The following is a 20211-nucleotide window of genomic DNA, read 5'->3' as shown; positions in this document are numbered from 1 at the left end:
TGTGTGTTTAAACCACGACTGGATGAAGATAGTGCCTGCTGGCAGGCGTCAAGGATTTGTTGGAAGTCCGGACGCTATTAGAGTCAAGGCGAAATTGATACGATGCTAAACTTAACTTCATTCAGAAAGGTTCTAACTATATAAAATTTATTTTTTGATTGATATACCCTTGGTTGATGAATGTAGTAGATTTTATAAATAGAGATCAGTAGTTTGTAGTGTGTCGGAAGTGAATAAATGTAACTTTATAGCAGTATAAGGTGGCGAAGTAAGCAGGTTCCTATAGCATGCTTCGAAAGACAAATGAAGTAAAGTACATGACGATGCGTTATAATCTACACATGCATAATTACTGAGGCGTAAATGATGCAGACAATTTATTTGATAAAGGTTCAATAATCTTGTAAGATTGTTGCTTGAATAGGGGTGAAACATATTGTTCAAATTTAATGATGAAAAAGGCAATTTAAAATGCTCATTTTGTGGAAAACCACAAGAACAAGTGCGTAAATTAGTTGCAGGTCCAGGTGTTTATATTTGTGATGAATGTATCGAGCTTTGTTCAGAGATCGTTGTAGAGGAACTTGGTGTAGAAGAGGAAATCGAATTCCAAGATATTCCAAAACCGAAAGAAATCTTAACGATTTTAGATGAGTATGTAATTGGACAAGAGCGTGCTAAAAAAGCATTGGCAGTCGCAGTTTACAATCACTATAAACGTATCAATACGAATAGTAAAATTGATGATATTGAATTAGCAAAATCGAACATTGTGTTAATCGGCCCAACTGGTAGCGGTAAAACTTTATTAGCTCAAACGTTAGCACGTATTTTAAATGTTCCATTCGCTATTGCGGATGCTACCTCCTTAACTGAAGCAGGTTATGTTGGTGAGGACGTTGAAAATATTTTATTAAAGTTAATTCAATCAGCTGATTATGATATTGAACGCGCTGAAAAAGGGATTATCTATATTGATGAAATTGACAAGGTTGCACGTAAGTCGGAAAATCCATCTATTACACGAGATGTTTCCGGCGAAGGTGTTCAGCAGGCACTCCTAAAAATTCTTGAAGGAACAGTTGCAAGTGTTCCACCACAAGGAGGGCGAAAACATCCTCATCAAGAATTCTTACAGATCGATACAACCAATATTCTTTTCATTGTTGGCGGTGCATTTGATGGTATTGAAACCATCATTAAACGACGTCAGGGTGAAAAAGTAATAGGATTCGGTTCAGATCCGAATAAAGTAGATGTAGATGAAGGTTCTATCATGTCCAAGCTGATTCCTGAGGATTTATTGAAATTTGGTTTAATACCAGAGTTCATTGGTCGATTACCTGTACTTGCGAGTCTGGAGCAATTAAATGAAGTAGCACTAGTACAAATTTTAACAGAGCCGAAAAATGCACTAGCCAAGCAATATCAAAAAATGCTTGAATTAGATGGCGTTGAGCTTGAATTTGATGAAGATGCTCTTGTAGCAATTGCTAAGGAAGCAATTGAACGTAAAACAGGTGCGCGTGGTCTTCGTTCAATTATTGAGTCAACAATGCTTGATGTAATGTACGAATTACCTTCACGTGAAGACGTAAAAAAATGTATCATTACAGCAAAAACAATTACGGATAAAGAAAAACCGAAATTGCTTCTTGAAGATGGCACTGAACTCGATGAAGGTAGCGACACTAAAACTTCAGCATAATGAATAGACGTGGCTGTCTACCGTTGTGAGATAGAGAGTAATTAGCTGACTTCGATTGTGCAATATTCGCACATATCGACAGTCAGCTTTTTATTCATTCCTACATAAAGCAGCTGTAACTTGAAGAAATTTTTGGCTCGCTTCAATATCTAGTGTGAATCAACTTTTTAAACACATACTAGTAGCGCGGGATGTTAACATGAAAATTTTGACGGAGGTGAATGCCCGCATGGTGACAATACAAAAAACAACAAATGTACCATTATTGCCTTTGCGTGGACTTTTAGTATTCCCATCGATGGTGTTACATATTGATGTGGGTAGAAATCGTTCTGTAGCGGCGCTTGAGCAGGCAATGTTAGAGGACCAAATGATTTTATTGGTAACACAAAAAGAAATGCACGATGAACAACCTGAAGAGCAAGATTTGTATTCAGTTGGTACAATTGCTTATGTCAAACAAATGCTTAAATTACCGAATGGCACGTTACGTATCCTTGTAGAAGGAGTTGCTCGTGCAACGTGGAAAAACTATCGTGCGTTAGAGAAGTATACGGTTGTCGATATTGAGATTAAAGAGGAGTCAACAGAAAAAGATGTAGAAACACAAGCATTGATGCGGACATTGTTGACGTATTTTGAAAAATATGCTAAATCCTCCAATAAAATTACGACTGAGACGATCAATACTGTAACGGATATTGAAGAGCCTGGCCGTTTAGCAGATATTATTGCTTCTCATTTGCCGTTTAAAATTGCCGACAAGCAAGAAGTATTAGAAATGCTAAGCGTTAAAAAACGACTAGATCATTTAATTATTCGCTTGCATGATGAACAGGAAGTATTGGATCTAGAAAAGAAGATTAATTCCAAAGTAAAGCAGTCAATGGAGCGTACGCAAAAGGAATATTATTTACGTGAGCAAATGAAAGCTATTCAAACGGAGCTGGGAGATCGCGAAGGGAAAACTGGAGAAGTTGCAGAATTACGGAAGCGTATCGACGAAGCTGGTATGCCAGAAACAACAAAGGAAGCAGCACTGAAAGAATTAGATCGCTATGAAAAAATACCTGGAGCTAGTGCAGAAAGCGGTGTTATTCGCAATTATATTGATTGGCTTATATCGTTACCGTGGACAAATGCTACAGAGGATCGCATGAATATTGCCCATGCTGAAAATATTTTAAACCGAGATCATGATGGACTAGAAAAAGTCAAAGAACGTGTTCTAGAATATTTAGCAGTACGTCAGTTGAAAAATTCACTGCGAGGACCTATTTTATGCTTAGCAGGGCCTCCAGGTGTTGGTAAAACATCATTAGCTCGCTCCATTGCCGAAAGTTTAGATCGAAAGTTTATTCGTATTTCTTTAGGTGGTGTTCGAGATGAATCGGAAATTCGCGGACATCGACGTACGTATGTTGGTGCAATGCCAGGACGTATTATTCAAGGAATGAAAAAAGCAGGTACCATTAATCCAGTATTTTTATTAGATGAAATCGATAAAATGTCGAATGATTTTAGAGGTGACCCTGCAGCAGCTATGCTTGAAGTTTTAGACCCTGCACAGAATAATACATTTAGTGATCATTATATTGAGGAACCATATGATCTATCTAATGTGTTATTTATTGCAACTGCCAATGATTTAAGTAGCATCCCAGGACCATTATTAGATCGTATGGAAGTAATTTCTATTGCGGGCTATACTGAAATCGAGAAAGCTCAAATTACAAAAAATCATCTTATACCAAAGCAGTTGAAAGAGCATGGCTTGAAAAAAACACAAGTGGTAATCAAAGATGAAGCAGTCACTGATATTATACGTTATTATACTCGAGAAGCAGGAGTGCGTGGTTTAGAACGACAAATCGCTACGCTTTGCCGTAAAATTGCCAAAGTAATTGTATCTGGTGAGAAAAAACGCGTAACGGTTAGCTCAAAGTCATTACAAGATTTACTCGGTAAACATCGTTTCCGCTATGGACAGGCTGAAAAGGAAAATCAAGTGGGTGTCGCAACTGGACTTGCGTATACAACAGTTGGTGGAGATACATTACAAATTGAAGTTTCTTTAACGCCAGGTAAAGGGAAGTTGCAACTTACTGGTAAGCTTGGTGAAGTAATGAAGGAATCTGCTCAAACAGCATTATCCTATGTTCGTACGAAGATGGAACACCTTAATGTGGATGCAGAATTTTTTGATACTCATGATATTCATATCCATGTACCAGAAGGTGCTGTACCAAAAGATGGACCATCAGCTGGTATTACAATGGCAACAGCTATCGTTTCGGCTATTCTACATCGTCCGATTCGCCGCGAGGTAGGTATGACAGGTGAGATTACCTTGCGTGGCCGTGTATTGCCAATCGGCGGCTTAAAAGAAAAAACATTAAGCGCTCACCGTGCGGGATTAACGACAATCATTTGTCCTAAGGATAATGAACGTGATATAGAGGATATTCCTGATAGTGTACGTGAGCAACTAACATTTAAACTAGTGACATCGGCTGATGAAGTTTTAGCCTATGCGCTGGACGGAGGTTTTTAAAAAAATGAAAGTCCATAATGTCGAAATGGTCATTAGTGCGGTACGACCAGACCAATATCCAGAAGATGGACTGCCAGAATTTGCATTAGCGGGTCGTTCGAATGTAGGAAAGTCTTCCTTCATTAATCGAATGATCGGACGTAAAGCTTTAGCACGTATTTCATCTAAGCCTGGTAAAACACAAACCCTTAACTTTTATAAGATTGAAGAGCAGCTATTTTTTGTAGATGTTCCAGGGTATGGTTATGCAAAGGTTTCTAAAACAGAGCGTGAGGCATGGGGAAAAATGATCGAGCGCTATTTTACAGGACGTCAGGAGTTAAAAGCAGTCGTACAAATTATAGATTTGCGACATCCTCCAACAGCTGATGATCGTATGATGTATGATTTTTTAAAGCATTACAATATTCCTTGCATTGTCATTGCAACGAAGGCAGATAAAATTCCAAAAGGTAAATGGGATAAACATAAGAAAATTGTCAAAGAGACGCTGGAGTTGGAAAAAAGTGATCCTCTTATTGTCTTCTCTTCAGAAACGGGTCTTGGCTTTGAGGAAGCTTGGAAAACAATCGAAAATAAAATGTAATAAAAAACATCTATTGTATCTAAAGCGTTAGGACAATAGATGTTTTTGTATTTTCAGTCAAGGTGATGTAGAAATTTAGGGAAAATACTTGATGATGAAACTATTTGTCCGATAAATTAGAGAGGAGGTGGACTATATGGATATCGCAGCTTTATCGATGACAATGAACCAAGCAGCACTTATGCAAAATGTATCTTTAGCTGTTACGAAACAGACAATGGAAATGCAACAGCAAAATACAGAACAGTTAGTTGAAATGTTAGATGCTCCACATCCAACAGCCGGACATACAATTGATATTCAGATATGAAGTAGGTTGAAGTTAAAAGCTATCTCAACTTTTGTTTTAGAAATAAATTCAAGAAGGCCTAAAATGTAACTTTTCGAATAAGAAAAACTACCAATAATACGATATACTAATAATTAGTAAGGAGGCAGGTTTTTTGAAAAAATATTTTTACATACTGATGATTACGTTATTGATGATAGTTGGTTTTTCCTTTCATCAATCTGCTAAAGCTGCCCAACTAGTGACAGGGACATTTGTTGATGTAACGTTTTCAGAATATACGAAGCCAGATGGTACGATAGAAAAGCAACTTAGTAAAATAACTTTGGAAAATGATCGTGGGCGAACAGTAACGTTTAATATTAATAAAAATACTAGATTATATATTAATAATACGTCTACAACGATTGAGGGTTTTAAGATGGGGATGGAAGTCGAGGCTGAAATTTCTCTTAGAAGTGTTGTTGAACTTCGCGGCACCTCTCATACACCAACAGAAACAAATGTACCATCAACAGAAAGCAGTAACGGTAAAACAACTGCTGGTGTCGTAACGAGTATTGATCCAAATGGTTTATTTATCATGGTAAAACCAGATGTTGGCGCAGAAACGACATACTATTTAAACAAAGAAACCAATTATCAAAAAGGTTCTTCTGCAACAGATATTAGTGCATTATACGTAGGGGATCGCGTTAAATTAAGTTTCAAAAATAAAACTTCCTCAGTCATATCAAAGGTAGCTATCAGTGAAACAGGCACGCTCGTTGAAAACTTATATAAAGGTGAGATACAAGCGGTCAATCCTAATGCCAACAAACTTACCGTGAAAAATCAACATGCCTTTGTTAACTGGCAATTTGGCTCTCAAACAACAAATGATCTTTCAACTATGCCTTTTACTTCCAAAGTACCGATATATGTTGGGAATACGAAAGTTGAGAAAGGTCAGCTGAAAAATTATATAGGTAGCGAAGCATACTATGCGACCGTTAAACAATTTGGTAAGGAAGTAATCGAGAAAATTGTCGTATTGAAAAATAATGAAAGAACATATTACGAACCAATGCTGTCTGTTGATACAGATTACCAACTACTGAAACTGAAAACAGCAGGAACAATGTATTTCCACAATGGAACTATTTTAATTCGAAATGGACGATTAATTGAACCTACTGGTCTTATGGCATATGGTACTGCTTTTGTCGTGGCTGATGGTGCTACTCGTGATCACTATGCCCAAGTAATACAAGTTACAAGCGATAGCTTCATGTCACCTAATCTTGCAGGTCATGAATTATATTATGGACGCTTATCTCAAGCAGATGGATATGTAATTGAAATTGACGATGCGATGAAGATTGAATCAAATGTTTTCAAGAAAGCAGATCGTACTGTACTGTCAGTTAGTAATTCAACGAAAGCTATGGTAGATGACGGCAATAAAACATATAGTGTCATGCCAGATATTGAACTTTACTTATCTGAGGGAGATTATGGTTATTTCTATGTGAAAGAAGGCCATGTACAAGCTCTCCATATTCTAGACAAGGCTAAACCTGTTGCCCCACTAATGCTCGCAGGGAAACTACAGTCTGTGAAATCTACGTATCCTGCAGTCATTAATGTCAAGAGTGTTAGTCAATGGCAAAATGGACGTTGGTATGAAGCAGGTGAAATGGTTAATATGAATATTGACCAAGCGACACTGATTAAAGCAGGTAAGGTAATTCAAGCTTCTGACTTACAGCCATCTGATCGTTTAGTTGTATTATCAGATCGATTTGTTAAAGCTCATTTTATTTTGGTAGATTAGCATGAATAGTAAACTAAAAAAATCTGCGAGTCTTATGCGAATATGTTTCATAATCGAAAGATGAGGAAGTTACTTCGAATAGGCTAACTTGTGGATACATTAGCAAGATGAGTAGATTTTTTTAGTGATATTAGAAACAAGCTTCATTATGCACGCAAATGCACAGTGAAAGAGAGGAAAAGCGAATGCAAAAAAAATTATCTAAAATAATGTTTCTAGTCCTTGCTGTTTTTTTGATTGGAACAACTATTCCATTCAATGCATCAGCTGCTTCATTAGAAACAACAGGCGCTGTAAAAAACGAATATACATATGAAGAAGCTGTGTTCCTTTCAGGGACACCTGTTATTTTTAAAGGGACAAGTAAAGATATTAAAATTGCACAAAAAGAATCAAAAGGTAAATTAACTGAAACATATAACATGAAGTTAACAGCAAGCAATGGCGCTACATTGACAAGAAATATTGCCTATGAATCAGATGTAGTGGATTATGCAGTTCTTGGTCAAAAAACATCCAATGGTGAAGTGAAGAAATACACTGAAAAAATTACAATTGGCGCTATTACTTATTCCTTAGTCGATTATCAATTTTCACAAGGAACAGTTACTGATAATCGTGCAGCCTCTGATTATTACTCAGGAAATATTATTTCTAGAAAAACCTATGCTTTTGAAACAGGAAAAGGAAAAAATGCTGTTCAAAACACAGTCACAATTGAAACAGATAGTCGACATGCAGGCTATGAGAACTTTTGGGGTGCGACAGAAACTCAAATCACGGAATCTGTTTATTCCTATAGTGATGGTAAAACAAGTCATGTGAAAAATCGTCTATCTACAAGTAAATCACGTGTTTTAAATTATGAGGAAAATCTCGGTAGCTTAGGGAGTTTTGAAGGTGGATATGCAGTCGTAAGTGAAAAGGATGTTATTTCTGAATATACATACGACCTATCGTCAGGACAAAAAGGGACACTTGATTTAGATACAGAGTACATGCCGACAATTGAACGTCTTATCATTCCTAAATTCAGAGATTTAACAACCCATTACGCGAAAGAAGCAATTGAAAAACTTTATTCTCTAGGTATTTACTCAGATTCAAGTAACTTCTTTTCTCCTAATACACCAATGAAACGTATTGATTTTACGACGGCTATTGGTAAAGCGGTTGATTTACGTGTGTTTGAAGAAAAGAAATCAAAAAAGACACCTACTACAAGTGTTTTTAAAGACTTGAAGCGTTCTATCAAAGATTACGGTTATATTGAATCAGCGTTAAATAAAGGGATAATTAAAGGTGTATCAGCTGACTACTTTAAGCCAGATAATGCGATTAATCGCGCACAGGCTGCAACTATCTTTGTCCGTGCCTTAGGACTTGAAAATAGAGCACCTGATCCTGGTTACTTAACTAAATTTACAGATGACAAACAGATTCCAAATTATGCGAGAGATGGCATCTATATAGCGAATGAGCTTGGCTTAATGATTGGTGATGCTGCTGGTCGTTTTAATCCAAATAAACCGCTAACGCGTGCAGAGGCGTCAGTTGTTTTAGAACGATTCTTGAAATATTTAGAGGATGACTTAAAACAAAACTACCGTGATGACATATTGTTCTTTAACTAAAGAAAGGATGGAACAAAAATGACATATGTAAAAAAAGCATTGCTTGCTATGCTTTGCTTCATGCTTCTACTGATGACAGCTACACCTACTGTTACGCAAGCAGCTACAACAATTAGAGATGTTCCAACAAATAGCAATAATTATAAAGCTATTTCATGGGCGGTCGATAATGACCTGATGTCCTTAAATAGTGCAAGTAACTTTTTACCAAATGATCAAGTGACAGATCGCGATCTTGTTCTGATGTTTGCCAAACTAGATCGTAACTATGCTTTATCTTATATTGATAGTGTTGCTTATAATTTCTATAGTGATTTTTATTTACCATTTAACGGTACACATGTAAATACGAATCGAACAAAAGCTGTAACACGTGGCCAATTTGCCCAAATTTACGCGGCTTTTAAAGGCTTAGATTTAGATGAGCCACAGGCAGTTCAATATTTATATTCAAATGATTTATCTACAAGCTCTACAGGCAAAAACACATTCGCTAGCTTTCATCCATCCACAAAATTAACAAGGGGTGATGTTGCTGTATTTTTCTATCGTGCTGTTCAAAATAGTACTTTCGCAGTACAAGGATTAAAACGTAGTCCAGCTGGTCGTGATAATGATAGCATTACATTACCGCCTGGTTTTATGGGATCTAGTAGTGCTGATTTTGAAGAGCCAAAGGATAATTCCAATGATTTTACTGGACCAAATAATGTTAATAATGCATTGCAGAGTATCGTGGTGGAAAAGCCTGATTTAATTGCAAATAATGTGGATACAACACTAGTTACGGTGTCTTTAAAGGCTTGTAATGGTGATCCTATCGCTGATGATAAATCCTATTCATTCCGCGTGAAAGCATCCTACGGAAATATTGTTGATACTTCAGGTGAAGCAGTTGACATTGTCCAATCGGATGGTTCAACTGTATCAGCTATAGTGGTAGCACCAAAACTAACTAAATCAGTACGTGATACAATAACTTTTGAACTGATTAATAATACGGACCCAGCAATGAAGTGTCTTGTTGGAGAGAAACTAAATGCAGAAGTGCGTTATGCACCACAGCCTGAATTGCGTATTGATTACCAAGTATACGACCCAGCAAATACAGATGATAATGGGAGCGTAATTCCTGAATTTCCGAAAAGTGAAGATATTCCAGAGTTCTTTACGCAAAACTTAATTGATGTTTATAGCCCAGTTCCTCTAGATTCTAATTCAGATAAAAAATTATTTAGTATTGGGCAGCAAACAAATGTGACGGACGTTTTAGGGAATGTGCAAAACATCTATTTGCGTTACGGTGGATCTGATCCTAAATATCCGGCATTAGGTTATGAAAATGCTATTCTTCAATTTGAAAACTATGATATTTCTGTTCACTTATTTGAGGAACTTTTAAAGACACGTTTTGAGAACTCTGTTACAACGCCAGCTAAAACGGAAATAATGTATTTAATTGCTGACGATGGTCGTCCTATTTATCGCGTTCAGGGCATTGATGATGATATTGCCTCACAGGTAGAGAACATTAATCCAGTCGGCGCCATTATTCAGCTTATGAAAGAAATGCCAGACGAAAAAGATTTAACATTAGAACATTATGACAGTGTTATGAAGATTTATTCGATCTTCACTAACTTAAGTAACTATGACCGCACGGTATTATTAAAATACCAAGGCGGTAAATTACTTGGACAAGTAGAGGCGTTTAAAAAACGAGTAGAGGCCCTAAAGGAAAGTGCGGATGCTGCATCAAGACCATCAGGAAAAGATCGTTATACAAAAGTAATGGTGACTTTAGTGCGTCCTGGTGGAGAGCCTATTACAGATTATCAAGGAACAGTCAAAATTAAGTATGACGGAGTAGAAAAAACAGCTTCATTCATTACGAACACTTCTGATCCATTAAATAATACAGGGAATCCAGGTACTGCTGTAGCCTACTTTGATTCAGTTATATATGGCAAATCTAAAGTGGAAGCAAGACTTGTCAATCCAATAGACCCTCGCTATGCAACGTCCTTGAAGGGTTTAAAAGATAAAACAGTGACGAAAGATATTTTTACGAATCCATACTTCAGTAAAAACTCTTGTTCTTTAGCAACAGAAATTGCCTATGTAGTGGATTATTCTTCTTCCATGAAGGCTGTTGATCCAACAAATTATCGTGGGAAGAAAATGATTGAACTAATCAATCAATTAAAGGCTAAAAATAACATAGTCATTGAAACCAATACAAAAGCGACAGTACTTGGAGAAGGTACAACAGAAAATGTGTTGAAAAAAGATCTTTATAAAGCATCGAAAGATAAGGGTGCAACCGATATTTTTGCAGGCATCGATATTGCTTTAACAAAATTCTCGAATGATTCGAAAACATCCAAAGCGATTGTCGTTGTATCTGATGGTAAAACAAGTAAATCAAAAATGACAAAAGTTATAAATGACGCGAAAAAGCAAGGTGTCAAAGTATACACAGTTAGTATGGGCAAAAAATCACAAGTAAATGACGCCACTTTAATGCAATTATCTTCAGAAACGGGCGGAACGTACTTCCATGCAATTGATAATTTGCAATTGCATCAAGTCTTCCAGAAGTTAATTGATACTATTTTATGTAAAACGCAAGCTTCAAGCTGTATCAATCCAGAAGATTTATTTGAAGAGACAAGTGTTTCGCTACGAAAAGGTTATATTACAATGAGTGCTCGAGTTGATGGTAACTGTCAAAACGTTGCGAAGATGAATGTACGTTTTAATTCAATCAGTGGGGATGTCCAGTTTGATTTGCAAAAGCGTAGTGATCAAGTGTATATGTTAACAAAAACTGTTCAAACTATGCAGGATTTTAAAGTCAATGATGAGATTGAGTTTATAGCATACGATAAAGATGGTAATATAATTGCAATAAAGAGTGTTACAATAACAAATTAATGAGAAAACTGCCTCCGATAATGGGGGCAGTTTTTTAATTTGAAACAACACGTATAATTTGTTACACTTAGTTTATAATAATTCTAATGTAGATGACGAATTGCAGTTCTTCATGACATGTTCACAAATTATTGATGAACTCTTGTCGAACTGTGCTATAATGAGATTTGTGAATTAGAACGTGTGAGGTGTTATTCATGCATACCATCGTAGTAGGCTTGAATTATAAAACAGCGCCTGTTGAAATACGTGAGAAGTTATCATTCATTGAGAGTGAACTGCCACAAGCAATGGAAGCGCTGCAAAAGCAAAAAAGTATATTAGAGAACGTAATTGTTTCGACATGTAATCGTACAGAAATATATGCTGTTGTGGATCAATTGCATACTGGACGTCATTTTGTGAAACAATTTTTAGCCAACTGGTTTGATTTGCCTGTGGAGACATTTTCTTCGTATTTAACGATTCGTGAAGAAGATGAGGCAGTCGAACATTTATTTAAAGTGACAGCTGGAATCGATTCAATGGTTCTAGGTGAAACACAAATTTTAGGGCAAGTAAAAAAAAGCTTTTTAAGTGGACAAGAGATTGGCACAACAGGAACGGTATACAATCAGCTATTTAAGCAAGCAGTAACATTTGCAAAGCGTGCTCATAATGAAACAGCGATTGGTGAGAATGCAGTATCCGTTTCCTATGCGGCCGTAGAATTAGCAAAGAAAATTTTTGGCTCATTACAACGCAAGCATGTAGCTATTTTAGGTGCAGGAAAAATGGGGGAACTTGCAATTGAGAACCTTTACGGTAGTGGTGTAGGGAAAGTTACTGTCATTAACCGTACATTTGAAAAAGCAGAAAGCTTAGCAGCTAAATTCCATGGTGAAGCTAAATCAATGAAGGAATTACAATGTTCTTTGTTAGAAGCGGATATTTTAATTACTTCAACAGGTGCTACTGATTATGTTATTGATTACGAGCTAATGCAATTTGTGGAACGTTTACGTAAAGGAAAACCATTATTCATGGTAGATATAGCGGTTCCTCGTGATATTGACCCACGAGTTGGCGACCTACCAAATGTATTCCTATATGATATTGATGATTTACAAGGTATTGTCGAAGCGAACTTAGCAGAGCGTGAACGTGCTGCTGCTGATATTACTAATATGATTGGCGAAGAAGTTGTGCAATTTAAAGACTGGGTAGCTACTCTTGGGGTAGTGCCAGTCATCTCAGCATTACGTAAAAAAGCAAATCGTATTCAACAAGAGACTATGACAAGTATCGAAAATAAAATGCCAGATTTAACGGAACGTGAACGTAAAATTTTAAGCAAACATACAAAATCTATTATCAATCAATTGTTAAAAGAGCCAATCTTGCAAGCTAAAGAAATGGCTAATTCTCCAAAAGCAAATGAACAGTTACGTTTATTCCAACAAATTTTTGGTATAGAGGATGCTGTGGAAGCTGAAGTTCATGAGATGACAAAGCAAGAGCTTGAGCGCAAAGAACGCGCACAGGTATCTCAGACTTCTACTGAACCAAAGTACTCTTTCTAAATTATCTATTGCGCTCACGTAGAAAGCTGTGATTGTACATGGGTGTTACGCGCAATTGGATTTTCTACTGATATTACATGAGGCGTTTTCGTATCTGTATGGTAAACTAAGGATACGAAAACGTTTTTTTGTTTTCTATGCTAAAATAGTTTATTAATTTCACGACAAAGAAGGGATGTCTATTGGCTGATTTGACCATGACGAGGCTCTATGAAGTGATGATCGTCTTGTATGCGATCAGTCTAGTTTTTTACTTTACTGATTATTTTTATAAGCAAGTACGTGCAAGACGCATTGCTTTTTGGCTTGTTTCATTTGTATGGATGATTCAAAGTGCCATTATCATTTTAACGTTTGTGGAAACGAAGCGTTTTCCGATTTTATCCTTGTCCGAGGGAATACTTTTTTATTCCTGGTTACTCGTGACGTTATCCATTATCCTTCATTGCATAGCAAGGGTGGATTTACCTGTGTTTATTATTAATATACTAGGATTTTTATTCGCTAGTATCTTTACTTTTATGCCGAAACGTCCTACAGGAGCTGTCGGGGATACTTTAATTTCAGAGATGCTTTTTATTCATATATCATTTGCAATATTGTCTTATGCAGCGTTTACATTAACATTTGTGTTTGCCATTTTGTATCTCGTTCTATATCGATTGCTGAAAAAGAAAAAGTGGTCGCATTTATGGACTAGATTGCCTTCCTTGCAGCAGACAAGCAGCTGGATGAATATTTCATTTTTCATTGGAATTCCGATGTTATTTATAAGTTTAATATTAGGGTTTGAATGGGCACTATTAACATTAGAGAGTCTTTCGATTTTCGATGCGAAAATCATAGGGTCCTTCATTATTTTAATTTTGTATTGTTTTATCCTATATGTGAATCGCAAAAGCAAGCTGACAGGTACAACTTATGCATGGGTACATATTTATGCCTATCTATTAGTTGTTGTAAACTTCTTCTTAGGTAGTAGTTTATCGCGATTCCATTTATGGTATTAGAAGAAAGGTTGGAGACTGTTGAGAAAAATTATTGTAGGTTCTAGGAGAAGTAAATTAGCGCTAACGCAAACAAATTGGTTCATTAATGAATTAAAAACGGCTGGTGCACCATTCGAATTTGAAGTAAAAGAGATTGTAACAAAAGGTGACCAAATTTTAGATGTACAGCTTTCAAAAGTAGGTGGGAAAGGGTTGTTTGTAAAAGAAATTGAACAAGCCCTTTACGATAAAGAAATTGACTTTGCTGTTCATTCTATGAAAGATATGCCTGCTGTATTGCCAGATGGGCTAGTGATTGGTTGTATTCCACCACGTGAAGATGCTCGTGATGCATTTATTTCGAAAGGGCATGTTAAATTTGCTGACCTTCCTGCGGGAGCAATCGTTGGGACAAGTTCTTTACGTCGTAGTGCTCAGCTTTTAACAGTACGTCCTGATATCGAAATTAAATGGATTCGTGGAAATGTTGATACACGCTTAGCTAAGCTTGAAACAGAAGAATATGATGCCATTATTTTAGCAGCGGCTGGTTTGAAACGCCTTGGGTGGAGTGATGATGTAGTCACTGAGCTTTTACCTGTCGAACAATGTCTACCAGCTGTAGCACAAGGCTCTCTTGGCATTGAATGTCGTGCCGATGATGAGGAGCTTTTAGCCGAATTAGGTAAGTTGACTGATTCATTCACTTGGCAAGAAGCACATGCAGAACGTGCATTTTTAGCGGCAATGGATGGTGGTTGTCAAGTTCCGATTGCTGGTTATGCCACTTCAAATGGGGAAGAAATTACATTAACAGGCCTTGTTGCTGCTCCAGATGCATCTGTTGTGTATAAGGAAACAGTAGTTGGCACAGATGCACAAAAAATTGGAGAAGAACTAGCTGCTAGTTTAACAAAACAAGGAGCTTTCGATTTAATTCAGCGTGTAAAGGCAGAGCAAGATGCCCAGTAATTTACCTCTAAAGGGTAAAACCATACTTTTAACAGGCACATCTAAGACAACAACCATTGTCGAAAATATAACAGCTTTAGGTGGACATGCCATCGTAGCCCCATTAATTGAAACTTGTGAACGATTAGATAGCAAGGATCCTGAACTATTGAACCGTGCTAAGCAATACGATTGGTTGATTTTTACTAGTCAAAATGCTGTAGAAGCTTTTGCTAGTAAAATGCTTCGACATCAATTTAATGCAAGTCATTTCAAAGGAAAAATAGCTTCCATTGGAACTAAAACAACAACAGCATTAGAAAATTTAGGATTTCAAGTGAGCTTTATGCCTTCCATATTTAGTGCTGATATTTTCGTTAAAGAATTTCCGAGTGTAGCGGGTAATCAACCTAGATGTCTGTTTATTCGAGGAGAAAAGGCGAAAAGTACGCTGAAGGATGGATTGCCTTTTGAATTAAAAGAATGGACAGTCTATGAAACGATAGAACGACATGATCAAACATCTGTTATTGTCAGTTGCATCCAGCAACATCAAAATGTTACAGTGATTTTTGCTAGTCCTTCAGCAGTTGACGTGTATGCAATGGAAGTTGTTCCACATATTGGTTGGGAAGCAGCTCACATTGCAGCCATCGGCCATATTACGGAAGCAGCTCTTGAACAATACGGTGCTACTGTGGATATTATGCCAAGCGTTTATACAATGCAAGCAGTCATCGAAGAAATTATGAAAGTAGGGGACAAATCATGACAAAACTACAATTTCAAAGACACCGTCGTTTGCGTGCCAATGCAACGATGAGATCAATGGTAAAAGAAACATACTTACATAAAGAGGACCTGATCTATCCTATTTTTGTAATAGAAGGCGAAAATATTAAAAATGAAGTACATTCAATGCCTGGCGTTTTTCAATTTTCATTAGATAAACTAGAGGCAGAGGTGGATGAGGTTGTAGCATTAGGTATTCCTGCAGTTATTTTATTTGGCTTGCCAGCTGAAAAGGATGCGGTTGGAACAGGTGCATTTCATGATCATGGCATTGTGCAAGAAGCGACTCGACTCATTAAAACACGTCATCCTGAGTTGTTAGTCATCGCGGATACATGCTTATGTGAATTTACGGATCATGGACATTGTGGCTTAATTGAGGGCGATCAAATTTTGAATGATCCTTCATTAGATGTTTTAGCTCGCACGGCGATATCACAAGCAAAAGCTGGCGCTGATATCATTGCTCCATCAAATATGATGGATGGCTTTGTAACGGCAATTCGCGCTGGTCTGGATGAAGCTGGTTTTGAACATATCCCGATTATGTCCTATGCAGTCAAATATGCATCCAGTTACTATGGACCTTTCCGTGATGCTGCAGATGGTGCTCCGCAATTTGGTGATCGTAAATCCTACCAGATGGATCCATCAAATCGTCTAGAGGCATTCCGTGAAGCAGAGTCAGATATCGAAGAGGGCGCAGATTTCCTAATTGTCAAGCCTGCCCTTAGCTATTTAGATATTATTCGAGACATGAAAAATAACTATCCATTACCGCTTGTTGCGTATAACGTTTCAGGTGAATATGCAATGATTAAAGCGGCTGCTATAAATGGTTGGATTGAAGAGAAAAAAGTTGTGCTTGAAACATTATTAGGCATGAAACGTGCAGGCTCTGATTTAATCATTACGTATCATGCAAAAGATGTTGCACGTTGGTTGGAGGAGAAATAAATGACACGTTCTTACGAAAAATCAAAACAAGCCTATGCTGAAGCTGTTCAATTAATGCCGGGCGGTGTAAGTAGCCCAGTACGTGCATTTAAATCAGTAAATATGGACCCGATTTTCATGGAATCTGGCCATGGGGCAATCATTAAAGACATTGATGGCAATGAATATATTGATTATGTATTGTCTTGGGGTCCGTTAATTTTAGGACATACACATCCAGAGGTAGTGAAAGCAATTGCAGATACAGCTGCGAAGGGTTCTTCCTTCGGTGCTCCAAGCTATACAGAAAATCGCTTAGCTCAATTAGTATTAGACCGTTTACCAGGAATGGAAATGATTCGCTTTGTTTCTTCTGGAACAGAGGCTACTATGTCTGCATTACGTGTAGCACGTGGTGTGACAGGACGTGATAAGATCTTAAAGTTTGAAGGGTCTTATCATGGTCACGGTGACTCCTTATTGATTAAAGCTGGTTCTGGTGTTGCCACATTAGGCCTACCTGATAGCCCTGGCGTACCTGCAGATATCGCCCGCAATACGTTGACAGTTGCCTATAATGATTTAGAAGGGGCAAAAGTGATTTTTGAGAAATTTGGCACAGAGTTAGCTGCAGTCATTGTGGAGCCAGTAGCAGGAAATATGGGTGTTGTACCTCCACAACCAGGTTTCTTAGAAGGTTTGCGTGCACTTACTTCAGAGCACCGTGCATTATTAATCTTTGACGAAGTCATGACAGGTTTCCGCGTAGATTATGGCTGTGCACAAGGGTATTTTGGGGTAACGCCTGATATGACTACTTTAGGTAAAGTCATCGGAGGTGGTCTCCCTGTAGGCGCATTCGCTGGGAAAAAAGAAATTATGGAGCAAGTAGCACCAGCTGGACCAATTTATCAAGCAGGAACATTATCGGGGAATCCGTTAGCGATGACAGCTGGTTATGAAACGTTATCCCGTTTAGACCATGGTACGTATGATTACTTTAAAAAATTAGGGGATCAGCTTGAGGCTGGTTTCCGTGAAGCAGCAACTAAATATAATATCCCGCACACTGTTAATCGTGCAGGCTCTATGATTGGCTTCTTCTTCACGAATGAAGATGTCATTGATTTTGCTTCTGCTAAAACATCAGATTTACAATTATTCGCTGAATATTTCCGTCTAATGGCAGAGGAAGGTATTTTCTTACCTCCTTCTCAATTTGAGGGACTATTCATCTCAACAGCTCACACGGAAGAGCACATTGCGACAACAGTGGCAGCATTCCATAAAGTATTTGCGCAATTAGCGCAATAAAATTTGATAGAGCATGCTAGAATTATTTCTAGCATGCTCTTCTGCTGTTGAAAAACAAAACCATCACTAGAATTTTTGCGAAAGGGGAAAATGGTTTCCGTTGTAGGCTACTTGCTTTCCTATGGCTCACCTCTTTAGCTATCCCATGGGATTCAAGCACCTTCCACCCCACCCCATAAAAATGTTTCTTAATAGCAAGATTTTCAAATAAAGTAAAAGTGTTCACTACTCATTTTATGTAGAGGTGTTGTCACTCACGAACGCCCCCCTGGAAAGGATGCTAGCGGAATGGAATAAACCCTCGCTTTGTAAAATTGCTTTATATCCCATTGACATTACCTTTTTTAATGGATTAAGCAGAAGGCATTATAGTGCTTGAGGAATACATGAGTAAAAAGGAACAATAGCATATATTTACTAGTAAGTACGCTCAACTATACTGGATGAAGGACCTGCTTTTGTCAAAATTACATCTTTCAGCATAGCCAAATTGTGGGCGATATCGTTTATAATATAGCTATTCATAAAAGAAAGTAGTGAATTGATATGGCAACAGGCACACACACGGTCGAAGTACCCGTAGGGATTGAACATGTATGGGATTTCGTTAGTGATATGGAAAAATGGGCAAAGCTTGTCCCTGGTTATAATGCACATGAAATGATTGATGAGAAACACTCCACTTGGACTTTTAAAGGCAATGTTGGCGTTTTGAAAAAAACAGTTGAAGTAGAAATTACAATCTTAGAATGGATAGCACCATCAAAAGTTACATTTGAATTAAAGGGGCTTTCTGATAACTTCACAGGAAATGGCTATTTCCTCGCAGAAAGTATCGACGCTGAAAATACTAAAATGACAGGATTCTTAGAAGTCATTGCAGGCGGGTTAGCTGGCCCTGTTCTCAATCCGATTTTTAAACCGATCGTACCAAAGGCAACACAAATGCTAACAGATCGTGTAGCTAATAAAATTAAATTAGTAAATGTTTAATGATACGAACATCCATGGGAATGGCATGCTAGACTATTACTTCTAGCATGCCATTTTTTTAGTAGTATCTATTTTTAACTCTGTTCAAATGGCAACATCCTAGCATACTATCCTTCGAATCGTCATATGATGCAAAGGGAGGGATTATTATCGAACACAAAACTTGGAATATGCGCGAAACATTTTGTTTTCCTGGATATGGCTGCCCAACTGAAATAGCAGCTGTTCAAATTAAGCCACAGTGGCAGGCAATGCAGTTAGAGGATTCTTTGCGACTTATGGGCATCTATCATATCACCGCACACGTTCGCTTTGATTTTCAAGATATGCAAGCATTTGCGGAAAATGAAGATTTAATTACAATTGATGCCCTTGATATTCAAGGAGATACTGGTTATTTTGAGTATGCCGTTCCTTTACATGTGGATTTACCAAAAGAATCAGATGTCAAAGATTTAATGGTCAAGGATATTCGCCCTAGTCTAACAAATCAGATGTGTCAGCTTGAGTGGACAGTCACAAGCGCTTTCAATGAGTATGAACCTGTTGTTGAAAAAGATGTGTTAGACAATCCGCACCTATCAACACATGCTTTCGAACAAGAGGAGACATTGGCTGCAATTGAAGAAAGTGTTCAAGTGAAACAACCTGCCGCAGTAGCAGCAGCTTCACGCCAAGAGAATTCTACAACAGTTGACCAAAAAGCTGTATTAAGAGAATCCTCAAGCCATATTGTTGTACGCGAATCCAGTACTTGGCATGAAGTGCCTTCTATGATTTGGGATCTAACAGAAGAATATACACCGCTTAAAGTTCGTGTTTCAAATGATGTCTTTCAAAAGTAAATAGCAGAGAAGTAGCAGGAGTAATAAGAAGACTAAATCACCTGATGTTGGCACAATAATGACACGGATAAACTGAAAAGCACAAATCGGCACGATGATGGTTCTGCAATAAAAACGAACTTGTCGTAGCCAAGGTGGTAAAAGCCAAGGGTTATACTTGCGTCGTCGCATTTGAATTGTCACTTCCTTTTCTATTTACTTTCCTCTTACTAAAAGATGACTAAATCACTTGAAAAATGACACGATCCTGCGGTACAATAAGGAAAATCAAATACAGATGCTATGATAGGGAAGAGTAAATTTTG

Annotated in this window: 16 protein-coding genes and 1 other annotated feature (1 of these 17 cut by a window edge); of the genes, 15 read left to right on the top strand and 1 reads right to left on the bottom strand. The window is 37.5% G+C overall.

Annotated features, from left to right (window positions below):
- Positions 1-436: 436 nt before the first annotated feature.
- The 15 genes from clpX to NY607_RS06645 all read left to right on the top strand — a co-directional run bounded on the left by clpX (position 437) and on the right by NY607_RS06645 (position 19906).
- Positions 437-1708 (top strand): ATP-dependent protease ATP-binding subunit ClpX, encoded by a 1272-nt coding sequence (gene clpX / locus NY607_RS06715; RefSeq protein WP_259419352.1) that lies wholly within the window; start codon positions 437-439, stop codon positions 1706-1708.
- A gap of 229 nt (positions 1709-1937) precedes the next feature.
- The gene (gene lon / locus NY607_RS06710) at positions 1938-4262 is read left to right on the top strand and encodes an endopeptidase La (protein WP_048395119.1); all 2325 of its coding nucleotides are present in this window, start codon (positions 1938-1940) and stop codon (positions 4260-4262) included.
- Positions 4263-4266: 4 nt separating this feature from the next.
- The gene (gene yihA / locus NY607_RS06705; protein WP_004226613.1) at positions 4267-4848 is read left to right on the top strand and encodes a ribosome biogenesis GTP-binding protein YihA/YsxC; all 582 of its coding nucleotides are present in this window, start codon (positions 4267-4269) and stop codon (positions 4846-4848) included.
- Between the two features lie 136 nt (positions 4849-4984).
- The gene (locus NY607_RS06700; protein ID WP_131520467.1) at positions 4985-5158 is read left to right on the top strand and encodes a YjfB family protein; all 174 of its coding nucleotides are present in this window, start codon (positions 4985-4987) and stop codon (positions 5156-5158) included.
- Positions 5159-5291: 133 nt separating this feature from the next.
- Positions 5292-6953, top strand: a complete 1662-nt coding sequence (locus tag NY607_RS06695; RefSeq protein ID WP_237898315.1) for an epsilon-toxin family protein — start codon at positions 5292-5294, stop codon at positions 6951-6953.
- Between the two features lie 185 nt (positions 6954-7138).
- Positions 7139-8587 (top strand): S-layer homology domain-containing protein, encoded by a 1449-nt coding sequence (locus NY607_RS06690; RefSeq protein ID WP_131520469.1) that lies wholly within the window; start codon positions 7139-7141, stop codon positions 8585-8587.
- Positions 8588-8605: 18 nt separating this feature from the next.
- On the top strand, positions 8606-11524 hold the full coding sequence (locus tag NY607_RS06685) for a vWA domain-containing protein (protein ID WP_259419351.1): 2919 nt from the start codon (positions 8606-8608) through the stop codon (positions 11522-11524).
- A 197-nt stretch (positions 11525-11721) separates the two neighbouring features.
- Positions 11722-13086: a glutamyl-tRNA reductase gene (hemA, locus tag NY607_RS06680; protein ID WP_048395129.1), complete on the top strand. Its 1365-nt coding sequence runs from the start codon at positions 11722-11724 to the stop codon at positions 13084-13086.
- 182 nt (positions 13087-13268) lie between these two features.
- A complete protein-coding gene (locus NY607_RS06675) occupies positions 13269-14096 on the top strand; it encodes a cytochrome C assembly family protein (RefSeq protein WP_004226624.1) in 828 nt (275 codons plus the stop codon).
- Between the two features lie 18 nt (positions 14097-14114).
- Entirely contained in the window at positions 14115-15047 is a 933-nt protein-coding gene (gene hemC / locus NY607_RS06670) for a hydroxymethylbilane synthase (RefSeq protein WP_259419350.1), read from the top strand.
- Positions 15037-15798, top strand: coding sequence for a uroporphyrinogen-III synthase (locus tag NY607_RS06665; protein WP_259419349.1), 762 nt, complete (start codon positions 15037-15039; stop codon positions 15796-15798). The genes hemC and NY607_RS06665 overlap by 11 nt, the downstream gene beginning before the upstream one ends.
- A complete protein-coding gene (hemB, locus tag NY607_RS06660) occupies positions 15795-16775 on the top strand; it encodes a porphobilinogen synthase (protein WP_054550020.1) in 981 nt (326 codons plus the stop codon). The genes NY607_RS06665 and hemB overlap by 4 nt, the downstream gene beginning before the upstream one ends.
- Positions 16776-18068 carry a glutamate-1-semialdehyde 2,1-aminomutase gene (gene hemL, locus NY607_RS06655; protein ID WP_259419348.1) on the top strand — a complete coding sequence of 431 codons (1293 nt, stop codon included), beginning with the start codon at positions 16776-16778 and terminating at the stop codon, positions 18066-18068. It begins immediately after the preceding gene.
- 546 nt (positions 18069-18614) lie between these two features.
- Complete coding sequence (locus tag NY607_RS06650) at positions 18615-19061, top strand: SRPBCC family protein (protein WP_048395138.1); 447 nt, start codon at positions 18615-18617, stop codon at positions 19059-19061.
- 170 nt (positions 19062-19231) lie between these two features.
- Positions 19232-19906, top strand: a complete 675-nt coding sequence (locus NY607_RS06645) for a valyl-tRNA synthetase (protein WP_175400699.1) — start codon at positions 19232-19234, stop codon at positions 19904-19906.
- On the opposite strand, the gene NY607_RS06640 is transcribed toward NY607_RS06645, so the two are convergent.
- Entirely contained in the window at positions 19883-20077 is a 195-nt protein-coding gene (locus tag NY607_RS06640; RefSeq protein ID WP_036124009.1) for a hypothetical protein, read from the bottom strand. The genes NY607_RS06645 and NY607_RS06640 overlap by 24 nt on opposite strands.
- Positions 20078-20179: 102 nt before the next feature.
- Positions 20180-20211 (top strand) — a binding site (T-box leader); it runs 226 nt beyond the window's last position.

Origin of the sequence: Lysinibacillus sp. A4, assembly GCF_024919535.1 — a bacterium.
Taxonomy (GTDB): domain Bacteria; phylum Bacillota; class Bacilli; order Bacillales_A; family Planococcaceae; genus Lysinibacillus; species Lysinibacillus capsici.
This window is presented reverse-complemented; position numbering and strand designations above follow the sequence as displayed.